This is a genomic window from Aggregatibacter kilianii (assembly GCF_003130255.1).
In the GTDB taxonomy this organism is placed as follows: Bacteria; Pseudomonadota; Gammaproteobacteria; order Enterobacterales; family Pasteurellaceae; genus Aggregatibacter; species Aggregatibacter kilianii.
This window is the reverse complement of sequence record NZ_NRCN01000002.1, coordinates 37,524-58,265: the sequence shown is the minus strand read 5'-3', so window position 1 is coordinate 58,265 and position 20,742 is coordinate 37,524. Positions and strand designations below refer to the sequence as shown.

The 20,742-nt window shown below is 44.1% G+C and carries 13 protein-coding genes and 1 riboswitch; of the genes, 7 read left to right on the top strand and 6 right to left on the bottom strand.

The features are described 5' to 3' along the window. Positions 1-206: 206 nt before the first annotated feature. Together DK428_RS09990 and guaB are read right to left on the bottom strand one after the other, a co-directional pair. Positions 207-8,237, bottom strand: coding sequence for a YadA-like family protein (locus DK428_RS09990; RefSeq protein WP_109092185.1), 8,031 nt, complete (start codon positions 8,235-8,237; stop codon positions 207-209). Between the two features lie 336 nt (positions 8,238-8,573). Beyond that, positions 8,574-10,040: an IMP dehydrogenase gene (gene guaB / locus DK428_RS09985; RefSeq protein ID WP_109063817.1), complete on the bottom strand. Its 1,467-nt coding sequence runs from the start codon at positions 10,038-10,040 to the stop codon at positions 8,574-8,576. 162 nt (positions 10,041-10,202) lie between these two features. Between guaB and birA the strand changes: the two genes are divergently transcribed. The 7 genes from birA to bioB all read left to right on the top strand — a co-directional run bounded on the left by birA (position 10,203) and on the right by bioB (position 16,949). Further along, positions 10,203-11,135 (top strand): bifunctional biotin--[acetyl-CoA-carboxylase] ligase/biotin operon repressor BirA, encoded by a 933-nt coding sequence (birA, locus tag DK428_RS09980; RefSeq protein ID WP_109063816.1) that lies wholly within the window; start codon positions 10,203-10,205, stop codon positions 11,133-11,135. Between the two features lie 87 nt (positions 11,136-11,222). Beyond that, positions 11,223-11,426, top strand: a complete 204-nt coding sequence (locus DK428_RS09975) for a glycine zipper 2TM domain-containing protein (RefSeq protein ID WP_109063815.1) — start codon at positions 11,223-11,225, stop codon at positions 11,424-11,426. Between the two features lie 151 nt (positions 11,427-11,577). Further along, a riboswitch (TPP riboswitch) is annotated at positions 11,578-11,665 on the top strand. A gap of 123 nt (positions 11,666-11,788) precedes the next feature. Further along, entirely contained in the window at positions 11,789-12,592 is an 804-nt protein-coding gene (gene thiD, locus DK428_RS09970) for a bifunctional hydroxymethylpyrimidine kinase/phosphomethylpyrimidine kinase (protein WP_109059689.1), read from the top strand. Positions 12,593-12,633: 41 nt separating this feature from the next. Continuing rightward, the gene (thiB, locus tag DK428_RS09965; RefSeq protein WP_109063814.1) at positions 12,634-13,632 is read left to right on the top strand and encodes a thiamine ABC transporter substrate binding subunit; all 999 of its coding nucleotides are present in this window, start codon (positions 12,634-12,636) and stop codon (positions 13,630-13,632) included. A 7-nt stretch (positions 13,633-13,639) separates the two neighbouring features. Beyond that, a complete protein-coding gene (gene thiP, locus DK428_RS09960) occupies positions 13,640-15,268 on the top strand; it encodes a thiamine/thiamine pyrophosphate ABC transporter permease ThiP (protein ID WP_109063813.1) in 1,629 nt (542 codons plus the stop codon). Then, complete coding sequence (thiQ, locus tag DK428_RS09955; protein WP_005700218.1) at positions 15,252-15,887, top strand: thiamine ABC transporter ATP-binding protein; 636 nt, start codon at positions 15,252-15,254, stop codon at positions 15,885-15,887. The genes thiP and thiQ overlap by 17 nt, the downstream gene beginning before the upstream one ends. Before the next feature lie 57 nt (positions 15,888-15,944). Beyond that, positions 15,945-16,949 (top strand): biotin synthase BioB, encoded by a 1,005-nt coding sequence (gene bioB / locus DK428_RS09950; protein ID WP_050693502.1) that lies wholly within the window; start codon positions 15,945-15,947, stop codon positions 16,947-16,949. A gap of 103 nt (positions 16,950-17,052) precedes the next feature. Here bioB and DK428_RS09945 read toward each other — a convergent pair whose 3' ends face one another. From DK428_RS09945 to pxpB, 4 genes are read right to left on the bottom strand one after another with little or no spacing between them, the layout of a single operon-like run. Then, positions 17,053-18,246 carry an NRAMP family divalent metal transporter gene (locus DK428_RS09945; protein ID WP_109063812.1) on the bottom strand — a complete coding sequence of 398 codons (1,194 nt, stop codon included), beginning with the start codon at positions 18,244-18,246 and terminating at the stop codon, positions 17,053-17,055. A 49-nt stretch (positions 18,247-18,295) separates the two neighbouring features. Then, complete coding sequence (gene pxpA, locus DK428_RS09940) at positions 18,296-19,033, bottom strand: 5-oxoprolinase subunit PxpA (RefSeq protein ID WP_109063811.1); 738 nt, start codon at positions 19,031-19,033, stop codon at positions 18,296-18,298. Then, positions 19,020-19,949, bottom strand: coding sequence for a 5-oxoprolinase/urea amidolyase family protein (locus DK428_RS09935; protein WP_109063810.1), 930 nt, complete (start codon positions 19,947-19,949; stop codon positions 19,020-19,022). Before DK428_RS09935 ends, pxpA begins: the two co-directional genes overlap by 14 nt. Beyond that, positions 19,946-20,587 carry a 5-oxoprolinase subunit PxpB gene (gene pxpB / locus DK428_RS09930; RefSeq protein ID WP_109063809.1) on the bottom strand — a complete coding sequence of 214 codons (642 nt, stop codon included), beginning with the start codon at positions 20,585-20,587 and terminating at the stop codon, positions 19,946-19,948. The genes DK428_RS09935 and pxpB overlap by 4 nt, the downstream gene beginning before the upstream one ends. Between the last annotated feature and the right edge of the window lie 155 nt (positions 20,588-20,742).

Genomic DNA, 20,742 nt, shown 5'->3' with positions numbered 1-20,742 from the left:
TTTTTAGTTTTCACGCAAACGATTGCTTTTGTCTTTTTTAAAAAAAACAAGCGTGAAAGTGCGGTGGGTTTTTATTATGAATGTTGTCGATAGAGATCTTGAATAAGAAGGGGCTAATAAAATGAACCAAAAAACGACCGCACTTTCGTGTTGTTGTTTAATAAAAAAGGCACAGAAATTTATCTGTGCCTTTTGCTTTAGGTTGATTAGAAGTGCATTCCGGCGCCTACCGCTACACCAACTTTGCCTTGCGAATCGCTGGTACCGGAAAGTCGAATAATATACTTGCTATTATCAGAAACTTTCGATACCCCTACCGCGACGGCATTTTGGCCTTGGTAGTTACCGGCAGCCACAGACACCATGCCTTTACCCGGCATGAAGGCTTGTGGCAATTGGGATGCCGCTAACGCACTGGCCACGCCGGCATTCACACGTTTGCCCATTTGGTTTACTTGGCCTGCAAGCGCGTTGTATTTATTGCCCACGTCGGTTAATGCTGCGTGTAATTGACCGCCATTGATTGCATCTTTACTATCTTTTGTGACGCGGCCCGGCGCAACATTAGTTACTCGCGTATTGCCTGCATCAATGCCTTTAGCGCTAACACTTGGACTATTTGCCAATTGATTACCGTCTTTATCTACGAAGGTCAAACCATTGTCTCCAATGCGTGTGCCACCTTTGGTCGTGACGGAATCAACGTTCAATTCTTTCGCCATAGCGACGGTAATTGTGTTGCCTTCCACTTTGGTCATGACATTTTTGCCTTCATCGAATTTACCCCAATCGGAATTGTCTTTGTGACCTTTTACATTCACTTGGGTGTTCAATTTGGCGGAATGTACATCACCGCTATTTGCACCGAATTTCAATCCATCGTTTAGGGTAGCAACATTTTCGTTACCCACTTTCAAACGTGGTTTATTGGCGGTGCCATCTTGCGGATCTACACCTGCTGGGCCTTCGGCAACGCTAATAGAGGCTGTGACACCATTCGCACCTTTAAACGCAATAGAGCCATCTTTACCGTTAAGCGCTACACCGTTCTTACCATCTGCGCTATCAACGGTTAACACGCCATCTTTGCCATTAGTACCATCCGTATTTTTACCGCCTACATTGACTGTATCCGCTACGATAGATTTCGCTTGAATATCATCGTTGGTAGCAATGGTAATTTGTGTACCGTTTTGCGTAATAGCAATGTTATTGCCTGCCGTGTAAGTGACCATATCGCCCGGTTTTACCGTTGTTACGGTTGTTCCGGAAACGGTGCCGCTACCTGTGGCGGAAGTGGTTACATCCCAACCACGAGCGGCAAGTTCTTTCACTTCGTGTAATTGACTACCGTTTACGGCTTCCTTGCTGTCTTTATCCACTTTACCGTTAGCAACATTAGCGATCACTTTGTTGCCTGCATTAATACCGGTATCTTTATTGATCTCGATATCACCTGCTTTTAAGCCGTTTTCAGTGACTTTCACATCATTGCCAACATTTAAGCCATCTTTAGTCACGGAAACTTTGTCACCCACTTTCAGACCGTCTTTATTAACGGTGGTGTCGCCCATTTTCACGCTACCGTTTTCACCAAGATCAAGGTTCTTCGCTAACTCAACCTGAACTTTGCCATCAGCGACTTTGGTGGAAATGTTATTATCGGCGCCAACAACTTCGACGGTATCGCCTAAGCCTTTCTTGACTTCGTTACCATCTTCGGCTTTTAAGCCAAAGCCTTTGTTGGTTAAGTCATCTACGGCTTTATGTAATTGTCCGCCATTGACTGCGTCTTTGCTATCTGCAGCAACCTTGCCATCGGCAACGTTAGTGATTTTGTTACCGCCGTTATCTAAACCGTTATTGGTTAGACTTACCGGCGTACCGCCATTTGCCGGGGTGATAGTAATACCGCTACCGTTGATAACAGTATTGTTATTTCCATCAACAAATTGTGCACTGGTTAAGTTTTTCAACTCTTTCGCCAGTTTCACTTTTAACGTGTCTGTGCCGTCTGCAATGACACCGATATTGCCGTCAACAAGTTTGTTGTCCTCAGTTTCACCACCTTTGATATTGATGGTTTCACCCAATTTGCGTTTCACATTTGTACCGGCATCTCCGGCAAAGGTTAACGGGCTGTCTTTCAGGTTATTTAACTGCTTAACATTGACCGCATCGTTATCTTCGGTACCCTCAGCTACACCACCGATTTTCGCATCCGAACCATCAGCTTTGCTCACTTTCAAACCGTCTGCCGTTGGGGCTAAGTTTACGGCATTATTACCATCAACTAATTGAACCTCTTTAAACTCCGGTTTTTCTGCAATTTGAATTTCTACTTTATTGTCTGTAACAACCGTACGAACATTTTTCGCGGTAGACGCTTTTGCAGCATCAGTTAAACCGCCGTCAATGGCTAAAGTAGAGCCCAATTTTTGTTGAGTGCCGTTATTGCCGGTGTCGTTATTTGTGTTACCTGTGACAGTCAAGTCTTTAAAGGCTTGTTCTGCGGTTTTATTAATGGCGTCATTAACATTATTCACGATTGTGCCACCAACAGTAATTGGCGCATTGGTAACGGTAATATCACCAACTTTCAAGCCATTGCTATCCAACTTGGTGGTTCCTGCTGTCACCGTGTTGATGTTCAAGTCTTTAGATAACTTCACTTTAAGTTTTTTGTTAGTAGCATCGGTTTCATCAATTTCAGTGGAGATGTTTTGATCATCACCAACAACTTCAATGGTATTACCCAATGCTTTCTTAGACTCTTTACCGTCTTGCGCTTTCAAACCAAAACCTAAGGTAGTTAGGTCTTGAGTAGCTTTGTCTAATTGCCCCTTATTCACTGCGTCTTTACTATCTACGCCATCAGCAACATTGGTGATTTTGTTACCACCGTTATCTAAACCGTCTTTTGTTAGTGCAACCTGGTTGCCTGTGGTCGGAGTAATAGTCATGCCATTACCATTAACAATCGTTTTATTTCCCGCTACATCAACAAATTCAGAGCTGGTTAGATTTTTCAGTTCTTTTGCCAATTTCACGGTTAATGTGTCGGTGTCTGCTACAACACCAATATTGTTATCAGACAAGTTAGCCGCATCTGTCATACCACCTTTCACATTCACTTGCGTACCAAGTTTACGTGCAAACGCCGCACCACTATCACCACCGAATGTTAATGGACTAAAGGCTTGAGCAGCTGTTTGAGTAATAGCATCATTTAAGTTATTCACCGCTGCACCATTCACAGTTGGCGCGGCGTTTGTTACCGTTACATCACCGACTTTCAAGCCATTGGTATCAATCGCGGTACTGCCGGTGGTGACTTTATCAACAGCAATGTTTTTGGCCAAATTAAAGGTGACATTGTTATCGGTAGCATTTTTGGTCACTACAATATTATTATCGGTATTGTTCAAATCTACTGTCGCATCAGGTGCAACATTCGTTTTATTTTGACCGCTAGCTGTTAGATTCCAGCCTTTATTCGCAACCTTTTTCACTTCATTTAATTGACTACCGTTAACCGCATCTTTTGATGTATCGCTCACATCGCCATCTGCTACCCCGGTTAATTTAGTCGGTTGATTATTGGCATCACTTAAGGTTAAACCATTCGCTGTAGGCGCTAAGTTTACTGTGTTAGCGCCATCAACTAATTTAACGCCTTTAAATTCAGGATTTTCAGCCATTTTCACAGTGAGTGAGCCGGTAGCGTCTGCTTCAACATAAATATTCTTAGCAGAAACATCTGTTGCGTCATGAGCCCCTTTCACGATAAGTTTTTGACCTAAATTACGGTGTACAGTCACAGTATCATTATTACCGGTGAAGTCTAAACCGGCATTCGTAAGTGCGGTCTCTTTTTCCTTCAATTGTTTCAGGTTAACTGCATCCGTATCGTTTACGCCATCTTTCACATTGGTAATGTTTTGATTACCTGCGTTAATACCGTTATTTTTGTCAATCACGGCGCTACCAACAGTCACCTTGTCAAAAGTCACCTCTTTAGCCGTATTGATCGTAAAGGTTTTATCGTTTTTGGTGATATTGATGTTTTGGCCATCAAGGAATTTCACTGTGTCTCCCGCTTTCACAGGACTGGTTTGCTCATTATTTGAGGTCACATTCCAGAAAGCATTATTAATTGCATTTGCAACAGATTGTGCTGTTGCAGGTGCGGTAGATGTTGCAGCTGCTTGACCGTTAGCTTCTACAGTAACATCCGTGGTAGTTACATTCACTTTAAATGTTTTCTTACCGGTGGTAGCGTCTGTGGTATTGCTTACAACAGTGTTGTCGCCGTTTTCCATATCCACCAAATCGGTGATGACTTTTTTGCCGTTAGGTGTAATGTTGCTTAAATTTTGATTTGCCGCATTATCAATTTTGGCTTTGGTATCAACGTCTAATCCTACTTTGATACCGTTATTGGCTGCAGTGGTGGTAATGCCATTTTCGCCCGTAATGGAAAGAGTAGAAGTAGCTAAGTTCACAGAGCCGGTGCCACTGTTGCCCGCAGTATTCAAATTGATATTTTGAATTGCCGTGTGTACCGCTTTGCTGGTAACCGCTTTCTCATCATTAGCAGTGACAGAAGTGGCTTTGTTTAAGCTGAATGTAATATCATCTGCTGTAGATACGCCGCTGATGTCTGTGCCATCGCCTTTGATTTGCAAGGTTTCACCTAATTTTTTAACCGCACTTGTACCTGAATTAGAGGTAAAGGTAATGGCTTTGTTTGCCAATTCGTTTAGTTGTGATTTATTTACTGCGTCAGTGTCATTAACACCAGCAGTTACATTGGTGATTTTGTGGTTGCCGGCGTCAATGCCATTGTCTTTGCTAATGTTTGTGGTACCAACAGTGACTTTATCAAAGTTAACTTGTTTTGCAGTAGCAAAACTGAATTTATTGGCGGTGTGAGTTAATACAAGGTTTTCACCTGCGTCAAATGTCACAGTCTTGCCGGCTTTGATGGTATCTGCTACGTCGTTTGTCACGCCATTGCCACTGCCTGCTGCTTTCCAAGCAGCGTTGTTAATCGCAGTTGCTACGGAATCTGCAGTGACCGGTTTAGATGCATCTGTTGCTGCAGGGGCAGTCACGGTACCACTAGTTTCATCTACACTTAACGCCGTAGTAGTTACATTTACTTTAAATGTTTTCTTACCGGTGGCAGCGTTTGTGGTATTGCTTACAACAGTGTTATCGCCGTTTTCCATATCCACCAAATCAGTGATGACTTTTTTGCCGTTAGGTGTAATGTTGCTTAAGTTGTTATCTGCAGCATTATCAATTTTGGCTTTGGTGTCAGCGTCTATTTCAACGGTTACTTCAGCACCGGATGCTTTTGTCGTTAAGCCATTAGCACCTTTCACGTTAAATTGTAAACCGTCTTGTTTGTTTAATGTTTGTGCGTTAGTTGTGCCGGTATTACCACCCAATTTTATGGTGTTATTACCAAGGGCATTTAATTGAGATACATTCACTGCATCTTTGTCAGCCACGCCGTTTGCTACGCCGCTAATTTTCTTATCGTTTAAGGTAATGCCGCTGGCACTTAAGGCCATTGTAGTTCCCGCACCGGAAACGCTCGTAATATCAACTAGAGCAGGGGAAACGGAGAATTTGAAATCTTTGGTTGATTGATCAATCACCATATTTTTCCCGGCTTTTAATTTCACCAAGTCTTTTGGTTTGACATTTACCGTAGCTGGGTTATTAGCCGTACCGCCATCTGCTTCAGAGGTAATATTCCAACCAGCAGTAGCGATTTCAGCCACAGCATAAAGCTGGGAACCATTAATCGCATCGGTTGATGTTTGGCTGACTTCGCCTGCAGCCACATTTTTCAATTGGCGTTCATAACCTACAGAACCAAAGGAAACTATATCACCCGGTAAGGTTTTATCGCCGGCAGCCCAGTTTAAGGTAAAACCATTTTGGGTCATGTTGGTTTGTATTGTACCTTGTTTATCGGTAGTTGAACCGCCACCGATTGCCACAGCGTTATCGCGATTTGCAATCGCACCCGTACCGATTGCAATACTGTTGGTCTTAGCAGCTTCCGCACTAGTACCTAATGCTAAGGCAATATCGCCGGCAATGGCTTTGGTACCCAAAGCAACTGAGGATTCACCGGTTGTGGTATTTCGATATTGCTCTGTTCGGCCATCGCTATTTGTACTCATTTTGAATGCTTTACCGGTGATGGCGTTAAAGGCTTGTTCAATTGTGTCTTGCGTTTCTCTTCCGCTTGTTGGATCAGTATATTTGGTTTGTGTCTTTGCGCTTTTATCTACATCATCACCACCAATAGCAACAGAGGAGTTACCCTTGGCATAAGTATTTCCACCAATGGCAATAGATTGATCGCCTGTTGCATTTGCTCCCGCGTTAGGGTAGTTTCCTCCACCAATGGCAATGCTTTGTGAGTTGTCTGCACCATTTGTAGAGGCAAAACGTCCGATTGTGATACCGTCTCTTGCTTCTGCTTTATTTTCAGAACCCACGGCAATAGAGCCGGCATGACTTGCAATTGCTTTATTACCTAGAGCAACAGCGTAATCCCCGGCAGTGGATTCAGGTCCGATAGCAATAGCATCATTGCCGGTTGCTCCCGTGTTGTCTTTATTGCCTAGTTTTGCAGAACTCACGGAGAAATAGCGCATTTGGCTCGCTTGAATCGCGTTATAAACCGCATCCCCGGTAACGACTTTGTTATCGCCTTGAGTTACTGTTGTTGATTTATTAAGACTAAAGGTGATGTCGTCAGCTGTAGCAACACCATTAATATCGTTGCCATCGCCTTTAATTTTTAAAGATTCACCTAATTTTTTGACCGCACTTGTCCCTGTATTGGACGTAAAAGTGATTGGGCTATTTTTAACGGCATTTAATTGTTGTACGTTAACCGCATCCGTTGCCGCGGTACCATCTGCTACACCGGTGATTTTTTTATTATTCAAACTTACGCCGTTAGCGGTGAAATTCAAGTTAGTGCCTTGACCACTGATACTTGAAATATCGCTTAAGGTTGGGCTAACAGAGAATGTGAAATCTCTACTACTTTGCGCGATATTCATATTTTTACCGGCTTTTAACGTCACACTGTCTTCAGGTTTGACGCTTTGTCTGGTTTCTCCACTGGAGGTGCCTCCGGCTATATTTCCTGCCGTTACAAACCAACCACCTGCAACTTTTTCGGCAACAGCGTTTAATTGTGAACCATTTACCGCATCGGTTGATGTAGCACTTACTTCACCGGGAGCAATATTCTTCAATTGGCGTTCATAGCCTTCGGAACCGAAGGAAACAATATCCCCGGGTAAGGTGTTTGCACCACCTGCCCAAGTGAATTTATAGGTCGTACCGTTTACGGTATAAGATTTTTCAGTTTGTTTTGTCCCCGCGTTCTCTGTGGTTGCACCGCCCCCAATAGCTACAGCATTATCACGATTTGCTGTTGCGCCTGTGCCGATAGCAATAGAGTTGGTCTTGGATGCGGTTGCTAATGTACCCATTGCCAATGCGATATCACCTGCAGTTGCTTTCATCCCTAAGGCAATGGCGGCTTGACCGCTAGTCGTATTTACGTACTGTGGTTGCAGAAGATTTTTGCTGGTTAATGCGGTAAATGCCTGACTTACTGTGCCGGAAACTTCAGCTCCTGTAAGATCAGTATATTTGGTTGTTTGTTTTGCAGCGAGGTCAACGTCATCACCACCGATAGCGATAGACGAGTGACCGTTCGCTTTTGTGTTTCCACCAATAGCAATAGATTGATCGCCTAATGCACTTGCACCATTTCCTGCAGCACCTGCACCACCAATAGCAATACTTTGACCTATACCTGCAGTAGTACTATTGGCACCAATAGCAATACCATAATTTGGAACAGCTTTAGCATCTAGTCCTATTGCAACCCCTGACGCGCCGGTTACTGTAGCCCTTGTACCTACGGCTACACTCCTATCAGATGCACTTGATGAAGTACCAATTGCAAGTGCGCTAGCTCCGCCATTTGTTCCCTCAGGAATCGCAGCTATCGCATTTCCTACCCCGATAATAGCGATAGAAGATATCAAGGAAGTTTTTAGAATAGTAGAAATTGATAAGCGTTTATCTTGAGAGGATTTTACTTTTTTGTGGGCTTTGGTTAATTCTGAAACAGCAACGAATGATTGCGTGGCGTGATTCCAAATAACTTTAAATACTTTATTCATAAATTGGCCTTATATCTAGATAATCAGGTGATGAGATTGTATAAAAAACATACAGTAAAATTGATTTAGTTCGCGTAATTATAGCGGTTTTATAGGCGAGTTCAATTATAGCCCTACTAAATTACACACTTTTACATAAATCAGACAACATATTGTTTTATCAGTAATTTTGGCAAGTTTTAAACATGAACTAAAACGATTTAATTTTTATTATAAAGTGCGGTGAATATTTATTGTTACGAGAAAGAATTGACGCGTTTATTTGAGGAATAAAAAAGTGCGGTCGATTTAAAAAACGTTTTTAAAACCGACCGCACCTTTTTATTATATGCAGAATTAGCTCATGCGATAATTTGGCGCTTCTTTGGTGATGGTGACATCATGCACATGGCTTTCTTTAATGCCGGCACCGCTGATGCGTACGAATTGGGCTTTGGTGCGTAATTCGTCGATAGTGGCGCAACCGGTTAAGCCCATACAGGAACGTAAGCCGCCCATTTGTTGATGGATGATTTCTTTGAGCAAGCCTTTATAAGGAATGCGCCCTTCAATGCCTTCCGGCACTAATTTATCCGCGGCGTTATCTGATTGGAAATAACGATCGCTGGATCCTTTCGCCATAGCACCAAGTGAACCCATACCACGATAAGATTTGAAAGCACGACCTTGATATAACTCGATTTCGCCCGGTGCTTCTTCTGTCCCGGCGAACATTGAACCCACCATCACGCAACTTGCGCCGGCCGCAATGGCTTTGGCGATGTCGCCGGAATAACGAATACCGCCATCGGCAATCACCGGAATACCACGATCTTTTAAGGCTTCCGCCGCATCGGAAATCGCAGTAATTTGTGGCACGCCCACGCCGGTGACGATACGGGTGGTACAAATGGAACCCGGACCAATCCCTACTTTCACGGCGCTGGCACCAGCGTCAGCTAGGGCAATAGCGCCTTCAGCGGTAGCAACGTTGCCTGCAATAATTGGTAGATTAGGGTATTTCGCACGGGTTTCGCGCACGCGTTGTAACACGCCTTCGGAATGGCCGTGAGAGGAGTCAATAAGCAATACGTCCACACCGGCTTTCACCAAGGCATCAATGCGTTCTTCATTACCGGCACCCGCGCCAACGGCTGCACCAACGCGTAAACGGCCAAATTCATCTTTACAAGCGTTCGGTTTTTGTTCGGCTTTTTGATAGTCTTTTAAGGTGATCATGCCTTTCAATTTGAAATTATCGTCCACCACTAATACTTTCTCTACACGGTGTTCGTGCATTAATTGGAAAATTTCTTCCCGTTTGGCGTCTTCTTTTACCGTCACCAAGCGCTCTTTTGGAGTCATAAAATCTGCCACAACTTTACTGGTGTCGGATACAAAACGGGTGTCTCGGCCGGTGATAATACCTACTAAATTTTTGTCGGCATCCACCACAGGGTAGCCGGCAAAACCATTTTTTTGCGCTATGATTTTAAGCTCGCTGATGGTTAAATCCGGTGGCACGGTGATTGGATCGGAAACCACACCGCTTTCAAATTTTTTCACTTTGCGGACGCGATTTACTTGGCGTTCAATGGTCATATTTTTATGAATGAAACCGATTCCGCCTTCTTGTGCGAGAGAAATGGCTAATTTCGCTTCGGTTACGGTGTCCATTGCTGCAGATAACATAGGAATGTTTAAGCGAATAGTGGACGTTAATTGGGTGGAAAGGTTCGCTGTGTTAGGTAACACGGTAGAGTGAGCGGGAACGAGGAGAACGTCGTCAAACGTCAGTGCTTCTTTTAAGATGCGTAATGCCATTGCAATATCTCTCTTGTATTAGTTAATGATGAAAAAATATTGCGGGCGGATTATACAGATTTGCCCTGCTTTTGGAAAGAAAAAATTGTAAAAAGACGGGATTTTTAGCGTATGATAACCGCCGATAAAATACATTAGCCAACCCAAGTTATAGGAATACACATGGCAAAATTAATCGAACTTCTTATCTGCGGCGTAGAAAATTCATTAGAAAATTTGACCGCACTTTTAGGCTGTAACCAAGCGGAATTGTTAAACGAGGTCGCGCAATTGGAACAGCAAGGTTTATGTTTTGAACTGGAAGACGATTATCTTTATTTAATTCCCCGATTACCGTTACTTAATGAACAGCGCTTAGCTCAAGCCCTGCAGCCTTATCGTGTCACGTTAAAACCGATGATTTCCTCAACCAATCAGTATTTATTGGATAATATCGAAACGCTACAAAAAGGTGATCTTTGTTTGGCAGAACATCAAAGCGCAGGGCGTGGGCGTCGCGGGCGACAATGGATTTCCCCGTTTGCCGGGCAGATTATTTTGAGCTTTTATTGGCAATTAGATCCTAGCAAGCCTTTAGATGGCTTGAGTTCGATGATTGGGCTTGCTATCGTGCAGGCGTTGGTGGAATTGGATATGTACGGATTTCAAGTGAAATGGCCGAATGATATTTTGGTTAACGATCGGAAATTGGCAGGTATTTTGGTGGAAATTGTTAATCAACCGAATGGCAAATTGAATTTGGTCGTAGGCATTGGTATGAATGTTTCGCTTGGGCAGGAAAAGCACATCGATCAGCCTTGGGCGGAATTAAGCGAGTTTTTTCCCGATATCGATCGTGAACAGATCATCATCCAAATGGTGAAAACCATTTATCGTTATTTGGCTCGTTTTGAGCAACACGGTATTGACGTGGAAATGCAACAACAATGGTTGGAACATGATGCCTATTTTGGTACGGAAGTGAATGTGATCACGGAAAAAGGCGTGATTTCCGGTATTGAGCAGGGAATTAATAGTAGCGGTCATTTGTGTTTAATGACGCAAGATGGCGTTCGGTACTTTAATGCAGGGGAAGTATCATTGCGTAAAAAATAAAACTTTTTAGCAAAAGATCAGTCTAATTTGCTGAGTATAAACAAAAACATTACTCATATTATTTTAAGCAACTAATGAGGTTTTAAAATGAAAAAAATGGTTCAAATTCTCGGCATCGTTACTTTAGCAGTCGCTTTAACCGGTTGCCACAATTTAAGCAGAACGCAGAAAAATACTGCGATTGGTGCTGCAGTTGGTGGTGTGGCCGGTAATGTAATCGGTGGCTCAACCGGCGCAACCCTCGGTGGTGCGGCATTAGGTGGCTTAATCGGTAGCCAAGTCGGTAAGTAATCAGACTATCTACACCAATCAATAAAAGTGCGGTCAGAAATAAATATGTTTCTGACCGCACTTTTTTTAACTTATTCTCTTCAATTGCATTTTTCCATGAAAATTCCGTTGTCCTCTTGTCACGCATAGGTAAAATCGATAGACTAAAACCCGTTATTAGTCGGGGTGCTTCGTGCTGAGATAATACCCGTGAACCTGATACAGTTAATACTGACGTAGGAAACTAATCGGAGAATCAAATTTCCTTTCTTTTCTCTCATCTTTATTCGTCATTATTGCCAATTCACTCTTTTCCTTAAATAAAGGAACAATTATGCAATATGGTTTATGTGTTTCCTCTTCGTTAAATCGCGGAGGATATTATGAGTAACATCGTTCAAGCTTTAACCATTGCCGGCTCGGACAGCGGTGGTGGCGCCGGCATTCAAGCTGATCTAAAAACTTTTCAAATGCGTGGCGTGTTCGGCACATCGGTGATTACGGCAATTACTGCGCAAAACACGTTGGGCGTGTTTGATATTCACGCCATTCCCCTGCAAACCATTCAAAGCCAGCTGAAAGCTATCGCCGATGATTTCACGATTAGCGCCTTTAAAATCGGTATGTTAGGCACGGCAGAGATAATCGAATGTGTCGCTGAGGCATTAACACAATATGATTTTGGACCGTTGGTGTTGGATCCTGTGATGATTGCCAAAGGCGGTGCGCCGTTGTTGCAACAAAGTGCGGTGGATTCTTTGGTTAAATTTTTATTGCCGCAGGCGGAGGTGATTACTCCGAATTTACCGGAAGCGATGGCATTAACCGGCATAGACATTGTAGATGAACAAAGCGCTCAACGAGCCGCACAAATGTTGCAGGCGCAGGGCGTAAAAACGGTGGTGATTAAAGGTGGACATAGCGGCAATTCGCAAAGCGCGGAGTGTCGCGATTGGATTTTTACCCCTAACGAGCATTTTGTTTTGCAATCGCCACGCTATCCGACGCCACACACTCACGGCACAGGTTGCACGTTTTCCGCCTGTCTCACTGCTGAATTAGCCAAAGGGGCGGATATTCGATCCGCCGTGCAAACTGCCAAGGCATATATCGGTGCCGCCATTAGCCACCCGTTAAATATTGGCCACGGACATGGGCCGACGAATCACTGGGCATATCAAGAATAAGGTTTAATTTAACGTCAATTTAATCACACTAAGGACTTATTATGAAAAAAACAATTTTATTTTTCACCGCACTTTCACTTTCCACTGCAGTTTTAGGCCAACAGGCGCAAAACGTGAATATTTATACCTACGATTCCTTCACTTCCGACTGGGGTGCCGGGCCGAAAATAAAACAAGGGTTCGAGCAGAAATACCCGCTGTGCAAAGTGAATTATATGCCTTTTGAAAGTGGTGGTACGCTGTTTAATCGGGTGCGTTTGGAAGGGCATAAAACCAAGGCGGACATTGTGTTAGGTTTGGATAATTTTGTGTTGGAAGAGGCCAAAAAAAGCAAACTGTTTGACATCAATCATGTGGATTTAAGCAAACTCAGTTTGCCGACCCAATGGCAAGATAACACCTTCCTGCCTTATGATTTCGGCACCTATGCGTTCGTATATGACAAAGATAAAGTTAAGAATCCGCCGAAAAGTTTAAAAGAATTGGTCGAGCGTGAAGATTTGCGTGTCATCTATCAAGACCCACGCACCAGCAGTGTTGGTCGTGGTTTGTTGGTGTGGATGAATACCGTTTACCCGGCAGAACAAGTGGCACAGGCGTGGCAACAATTGGCCAAACACTCGGTGACTGTAGGCAAAGGCTGGTCTGATACTTATGGTGCCTTTTTGAAAGGTGAGGCGGATGTGGTGTTAAGCTACAGCACATCGCCGTTATATCACCAATTATTTGAAAATAAAGAAAATTACGCAGCCACACAGTTTGCCGAAGGCAATGTGATGCAAGTAGAATTGGCCGCACGGGTAGTAGAGCATAAGAATCAATGTGCCGATCAATTTATGGCGTATTTGATCACGCCTGAAGCGCAAAAACACATCGTCAGCGCCAATGTGATGTTCCCGGTGATTCAAGAGGCGGTGGAACCGCACTTTGATGCCTTAAAAGCGCAAAAACTACAAGAAACCTTTTTGGACACTTCGGCGGCAACATCGGACGCGTTAAAAAGATGGATCAGCCAATGGCAAACCACATTAACAAAGTAATCCATTAATGTTTGCGTTGTTTTCCAACCCACAATTCCGCCCACGTCATTATCTGGGCGGAATGCTTGTTATTTTATTTATCACGCTGTTTTATACGGGTGCGTTGCGTGCCGTGTTGGTGGAAGGCAGCTATGACTGGCGACTGATTTTTCATGATGCTTATTTGCACCATGTTATTGCCTTTAGTTTAGGGCAGGCCTTGCTTTCGGCATTGTTGTCTTTGTTTTTCGGTATGCTGTTGGCGCGTGCATTTTATTATGTGGATTTTATCGGCAAAGGTTTTTTGCTGAAAATCATGTCGCTCACCTTTGTATTGCCGGTGTTGGTCGCCATTTTCGGGTTAATCGGCGTGTATGGCGCGTCGGGTTGGATTGCGCAAATCTTGCATTTTTTTGACCGCACTTGGGCGGGGAGTATTTATGGCTTGTCGGGCATTTTAATTGCTCATGTCTTTTTTAATATTCCGCTTGCGACCAAACTCTTTCTGCAAAGTTTGGAAGCGATTCCTTATCAACAACACCAACTGGCGGCACAGCTAAATATACGTGGATGGCGTTTTGTGCGCTTAGTGGAATGGTATTATTTACGCCAACAAATTTTGCCTACGTTCAGCCTGATTTTCATGTTGTGTTTTACCAGTTTCACTGTAGTGTTAACACTCGGTGGCGGGCCACAATATACTACGCTGGAAACTGCCATTTATCAGGCGATTTTATTTGAGTTTGATTTGCCGAAGGCGGCGTTGTTTGCGTTGTTACAATTTATTTTTTGTCTGTTACTGTTTAGTGTGAGCAGTTGGTTTAGCCGCACAACACAAACCGGTTTGAGCAGTGGCTATCGTTGGTTTACCCGGCCGCAAAGTGCGGTGAAAATTTTCCACATTTTTTTGCTTGCCCTGTTTGTGTTATTTATGTTGTCGCCGTTATTGAATATTATTATCGGCGCACTAACATCGGAAAAATGGCTCGCCGCATGGCAAAACCCGCAACTTTGGAAAGCTTTGGGCTATTCCTTAACTATCGCGCCGGCTTCCGCCTTGTTGGTGTTGCTTATGGCTGTGGCGTTATTGTTGTTATCCCGTCGTTTGCAATGGTTGTATTATGTGAAAACCGCGCACTTTATTATCAACGCAGGCATGGTGATTTTGGCGATTCCTATTTTGGTTCTCGCCATGGGGTTGTTTTTATTGTTGCGTGAAATCGACTTTAACAACGCTTATTTATTTGCCATTGTGGTGGTTTGTAACGCCTTAAGTGCGATGCCCTTTGTGCTACGAATTTTAAGTGTGCCGTTTAACAATAATATGCAATATTACGAACGTCTGTGTAATTCCCTTGGCATTGTAGGCTGGCAGCGATTTCGTTTAATTGAATGGCACGATCTGCGCACACCGATAAAATACGCCCTTGCCTTGGCATTCGCGCTATCGTTAGGGGATTTCACCGCCATTGCGTTATTCGGTAATCAAGATTTTACCTCGTTGCCACATTTGTTGTATCAACAATTAGGTAGCTATCGCAACGCAGAAGCGGCAGTTACCGCAGGTATTTTGCTGTTATTGTGCGGCATAATATTTGCCTTGCTTGAGCAACAAAAAGACGAACAACAAAAGGAACAGTATGATTCGTTTAGATAAGGTATTTTTAGCCGATAACATCATGCCCATGACGTTTGATTTGCACGTGGCGGCAGGGGAGCGTATTGCCATTATCGGGCCAAGTGGTGCAGGCAAAAGTACCTTGCTTAATTTGATTGCCGGCTTTGTTTTGCCCACCCGTGGCGAGGTTTGGCTCAACGGTGAAAATCATACGCAAAGCGCGCCTTATGAACGTCCTGTGTCTATTTTGTTTCAAGAGAACAATGTGTTCCCGCACTTAACCGTTTGGCAAAATTTGGCGTTAGGCTTAAAAACATCGTTAAAATTGACCGCACTTGAGCAACAACAGCTTGAACAAGTCGCCGCCGCTGTGGGCTTAACGGATTTTTTGAACCGTCAACCAAACAGCCTTTCCGGCGGACAAAAACAGCGTGTCGCCTTGGCCCGTTGTTTGTTGCGCGATAAGCCGATTTTATTGTTGGACGAGCCGTTCTCCGCGCTCGATCCGGCTTTGCGGAGGGAAATGTTGGATTTAATCGACCAACTTTGCCAACGCAAAAATCTGACCTTATTGCTTGTCACCCATCAACCTTCCGAGTTGGAAGGCAATGTTGATCGGATGATTCGCGTGGAAAATGGTCGGATAACCCAAGAATAAAAATACGCATAAAATGTACCGCACTTTTAAAAAGTGCTTTCTACTTAAAGGAAAACTATGTTAAGCAGTACTCTACAAATTTACTCTATCACTCCCCACCCAAGCGTGGAATATTGGTCTGTGTGCAAAGTGGAAGCGTTGTTTGAAACGCCGTTTTTGGATTTGGTCTATCGTGCGGCGCAAGTTCATCGCAAAAACTTCAATCCGCGCGCCATTCAGCTTTCTACCTTAATGTCGATTAAAACCGGCGGTTGCCCGGAGGATTGTGGTTATTGTCCGCAATCGGCGCGTTATCAAACAGGCGTGCAAAATCAGCAATTATTAGATGTAGAAGAAATCGTTGCGAAAGCCAAAATCGCCAAAGCCCGTGGCGCAGGGCGTTTTTGCATGGGTGCCGCGTGGCGCGGCCCGAAACCAAAAGATATCGCCAAAGTGACGGAAATCATCAAGGCGGTGAAATCCCTCGGTATGGAAACTTGCGGTACCTTCGGCTTATTGCAAGATGGCATGGCGGAAGAATTAAAAGACGCGGGTTTGGATTACTACAATCACAACCTAGACACTGCACCGGAACATTACAGTGAAGTGATCGGCACGCGCCGTTTTGACGACCGTATCAGTACCTTAGGCAAAGTGCGTAAAGCTGGCTTGAAAGTATGCTGCGGCGGGATTGTAGGCATGAACGAAACCCGCAAAGAACGTGCAGGACTCATTGCCAGCCTGGCGAATTTGGATCCGCAACCGGAGTCCGTTCCTATCAACCAATTAGTGAAAATCGAAGGCACACCGCTTGCCGATGCAGAAGATTTAGACTGGACAGAATTCGTGCGCACTATCGCCGTGGCGCGTATCACTATGCCAAACAGTTACGTCCGCTTATCCGCCGGTCGCCAAGGCATGAGCGAAGAAATGCAGGCAATGTGCTTTATGGCGGGGGCTAACTCTATTTTCTATGGCGATAAACTTCTTGTTACGGGTAACCCGGAAGAAGACGGCGACCGTTTGTTGATGGAAAAACTCGATTTAGAACCGGAAACGGAAGAGAATAAGCATTTGCGTTGATGCTTGATTGAAACGAATAAAAAAGCCACTTTGGATTCAAAGTGGCTTTTGTTTTGTCAGTATTAAAATTTACGTCAAAAACTGACCGCACTTTTCCTGCGAATCAGCCGAAGAAACCCGAAACGTAAGAATAGATCGTTTTTCCGCTTAATACGCCCATGGCGATAACCACGATCCAACCGATAATTGCCATCCATAACGGGTGTTTGTAGTTGCCGACAATGTTGTGTTTATAGGCAGCGAACAAAATGAGAGCAAGAGCGATCGGTAAGATTAAACCGTTTAATGTACCGACGAAAACCAATACGGCTGCAGGTCTTCCGATGGTGGCTAAAATTACAGTGGAAATGACGATAAAGGCAATGATCCAACGGTTACGGTATTTTTGGACATTCGGACATAAGCTGGTTAAAAATGAGACGGAAGTGTAAGCGGCTCCGATCACAGAAGTGATAGATGCAGCCCAAATCACAATACCAAATAACACGACCCCAAAATTGCCGGCAACATATTCAAAAGGCGTTTCTGCCGGGTTTTTCGGATTTAATGCCACGCCTTTTGCCACAATGCCAAGTACGGCAAGGAATAATACAACGCGCATGGCCGAGGCGATTAAAATGGCGGAAACAGAACTGCGACTGACTTCAGGGAGGGCTTTTTCACCTTGAATGCCTGCATCTAATAAACGGTGTGCGCCGGCGAAGGTGATATAGCCGCCAACGGTGCCGCCAACGAGGGTGACGATAGCAATAGGGTCAATTTTTTCCGGTAAGAATGTGCGGTGAATGGCTTCTACCACAGGCGGCTCGGTTTTAAAGGCCACATATACGGTTAAAGCGATCATGACGAAGCCCATTAACTGGGCAAAACGATCCATTAACAGGCCGGCTTCTTTGCGTAAAAAAATTAAAATTGCAAATACGCCGCTGATGATGGCACCAATTTCGGGTTGAATACCAAAAATGGAGTTTAAGCCTAAGCCGGCGCCGCCTACGTTGCCGATATTAAAGGCCAAGCCTCCCATGACAATTAAAGAGGCTAGAAAATAACCCGCACCGGGAAAGACAGCATTGGAAATATCTTGCGCGCGTTTACCGGAGACCACAATGATACGCCAAATATTTAGTTGCGCACCAATGTCCAACAAAATGGAAAGTAAGATCACAAAGCCAAAACTGGCCAATAAGGTATTGGTGAATGTGGCGGTTTGGGTTAAGAAGCCCGGACCGATAGCCGAGGTTGCCATTAGGAATGCCGCGCCAAGCACTGCATTACGGCGGTGAGTGATTGATGCCATAAAGCACCTCCTTTTTATTGTTTAAGTGGATGTTGTGTATTAATTAGTGTTATGCATGAATTTTTATTTGTTGTTTTGTGAGCTCCGCCACAATTCGTTCGGCAAATTGCAAAGCATGTTGGTTATCACCGTGCAGGCAAATGCTTTCGGCGTTGACTTTCACCAGGCTACCGTCAATGGCCTTCACGGTGCCTTGGGTAACCATTTGTATCACTTGCGCAATGGCTTCATCATCGGATTCCACCATAGCATCCGAACGGGTACGCGGCACTAATGACCCATCCGGCATATAGTGACGATCAGCGAAAACCTCGGAAATAGTTTGCAATCCCTCTGCTTCTGCTGCCTGTAACATTAAGCTTCCCGCCAAGCCCATCAGTTTTAAATGTGGATCAAACTGACGAAGGGTTTGTGCGATTAAAGCCGCCAGGTTTTCATCTTTTGCCGCTTGGTTATACAGCGCACCATGCGGTTTAACATACTCAATAGTCACGCCTTCGCCATCGCAAATGGCCTTTAAGGCCCCTAATTGATAACGTAAATAAGCGACTAATTCTTCCGGTGTCAACTGCATTGTCATGCGACCGAAATTTTCTCGATCGGGAAAGCCGGGATGGGCGCCAATTCGTACATGATTTTCTTTCGCAAATTTAACCACACTTTGCATTTCTTTTGCGCCGCCGGCATGTAAACCGCAGGCGATATTGGCGGAGGAGAGAAGTTTTAATAAGGCTTCGTCATAAGGGAAGCCTTCGGCGATATCGGCATTTAAATCAATTTGTTTCATTGACAATCCTCCTAATTTGATTGAGGTAAACCTCGTTTTTGCGCCGTAATTTAGCCGCCTGTTCGAGTGTGACGGCTTCAAAATGTATCGTTGAACCTAACCGCACTTGCGCCAGACTACCTAAATCTGCGTCAATGATATTGGCTATTTTGGGATAACCGCCGGTGGTTTGTGCATCAGCCATTAAAATAATCGGTTGGCCACTTGGCGGCACTTGAACGGTACCAAATTGAATAGCGTGGGAAAGCATTTCCAACGGTTTTTTTAATTCCAATACTTCTCCTTGAAAACGATAACCCATGCGATCGCTGTTGCTTTGTAGCGTCCATTTTCTACGCCACCAGTAATATTGCGATTTGCGCTTAAAGGCATGATATTCGGAAGAAGGAAGCGCATAAATAATACTTTTTAATGGAATCGGTGCAATACCAAGTGGGCTTAATAATATACCGTTTGAAGCAGTTTTTAATTGATCGCCTGTCTTTAAATAACGCCCCTCAATACCGCCGATTTTCGCCCGAATGTCGGTGCTACAAGAATGAAGTTCCGGCGTGACATCAATTCCGCCCGAAACACATAAATAACCATACATACCGATTTTGGCACGGTGCATTTTAAGTATTTGACCGGTGCGTACGGGATAACGCCAGTAGGCATAAACGGGGACGCCATCCAATTCCATGTCATAAAATGCGCCGGTGACACAAAAATTGGTGTCATGTTGAAATTGCAGGGTGATGCCGCCTAATGGCACTTCAATCGCGGGCAAATCAGGAGCGTTACCAAGTAATAAGTTGCCTGCTTGCAATGCCAGTTTATCCATTGCGCCACAATGACTAATACCGAATTTCCGCAAACCGAAACGCCCGAGATCTTGAATAGTGGCTCGAGATTGCACGTCTAATACTTCGATCATAATTCAATTCCTTCCACCACAAATCTCACCGTATCACCTGCTTGCAACAAGGTCGGTTGTTCTTGGTTTTTGTCAAATAATGCTTGTTTGGTGTGACCGATAAGTTGCCAGCCGCCCGGTGAAGAAAAAGGATAAATGCCCGTTTGTGCACCGCCAATCCCCACCGATCCTGCAGGTACTTCTGTGCGTGGCGTTGCTCGTCTTGGCGTATGCAAGGATTCAGGTAGTCCGCCTAAATAAGGAAAGCCCGGTTGGAAACCGATCATATAGACGGTGTAAATAGGCGCGCTATGCATTTCAACGATATGTTGCGTAGTGGTTTGATGGTATTTGGCCACATCATACAAATCCTGTCCAAATTCGCCGCCATAAATCACCGGAATGTCAATATGATGCCCTTGGAATTGATTCACCTCTAATGTTTGCCAGCATTGTTCTAAGTGTTGAATGAGCGAGGCAAAATCAGTAATGAAATCAGTGAACACCGTAAGATTATTCATGCCTACGATGACCTCGACAATGTTTTTGTCGGATTGTAGTCGACTGGCAAAAGCCCATAATTGACGTTGTTGTTCAAGCGAGGCCGGGGGAGATAAGGTGCAAACCACAGCCGATTCGCTAATCGGGGTTATTTTCATAGGATACCCTTTCTGATGTTATGCTTAATTGTTGTTAATTTGTTATATCTTGTTATTGATATTTTTATTTTTTGTTATTTTCTTACTTTCGGAGGTATGGAATAGTTTTACCGAAAAAAATAAAAAATTATTAACTACAAAGGGTTATTCTATAT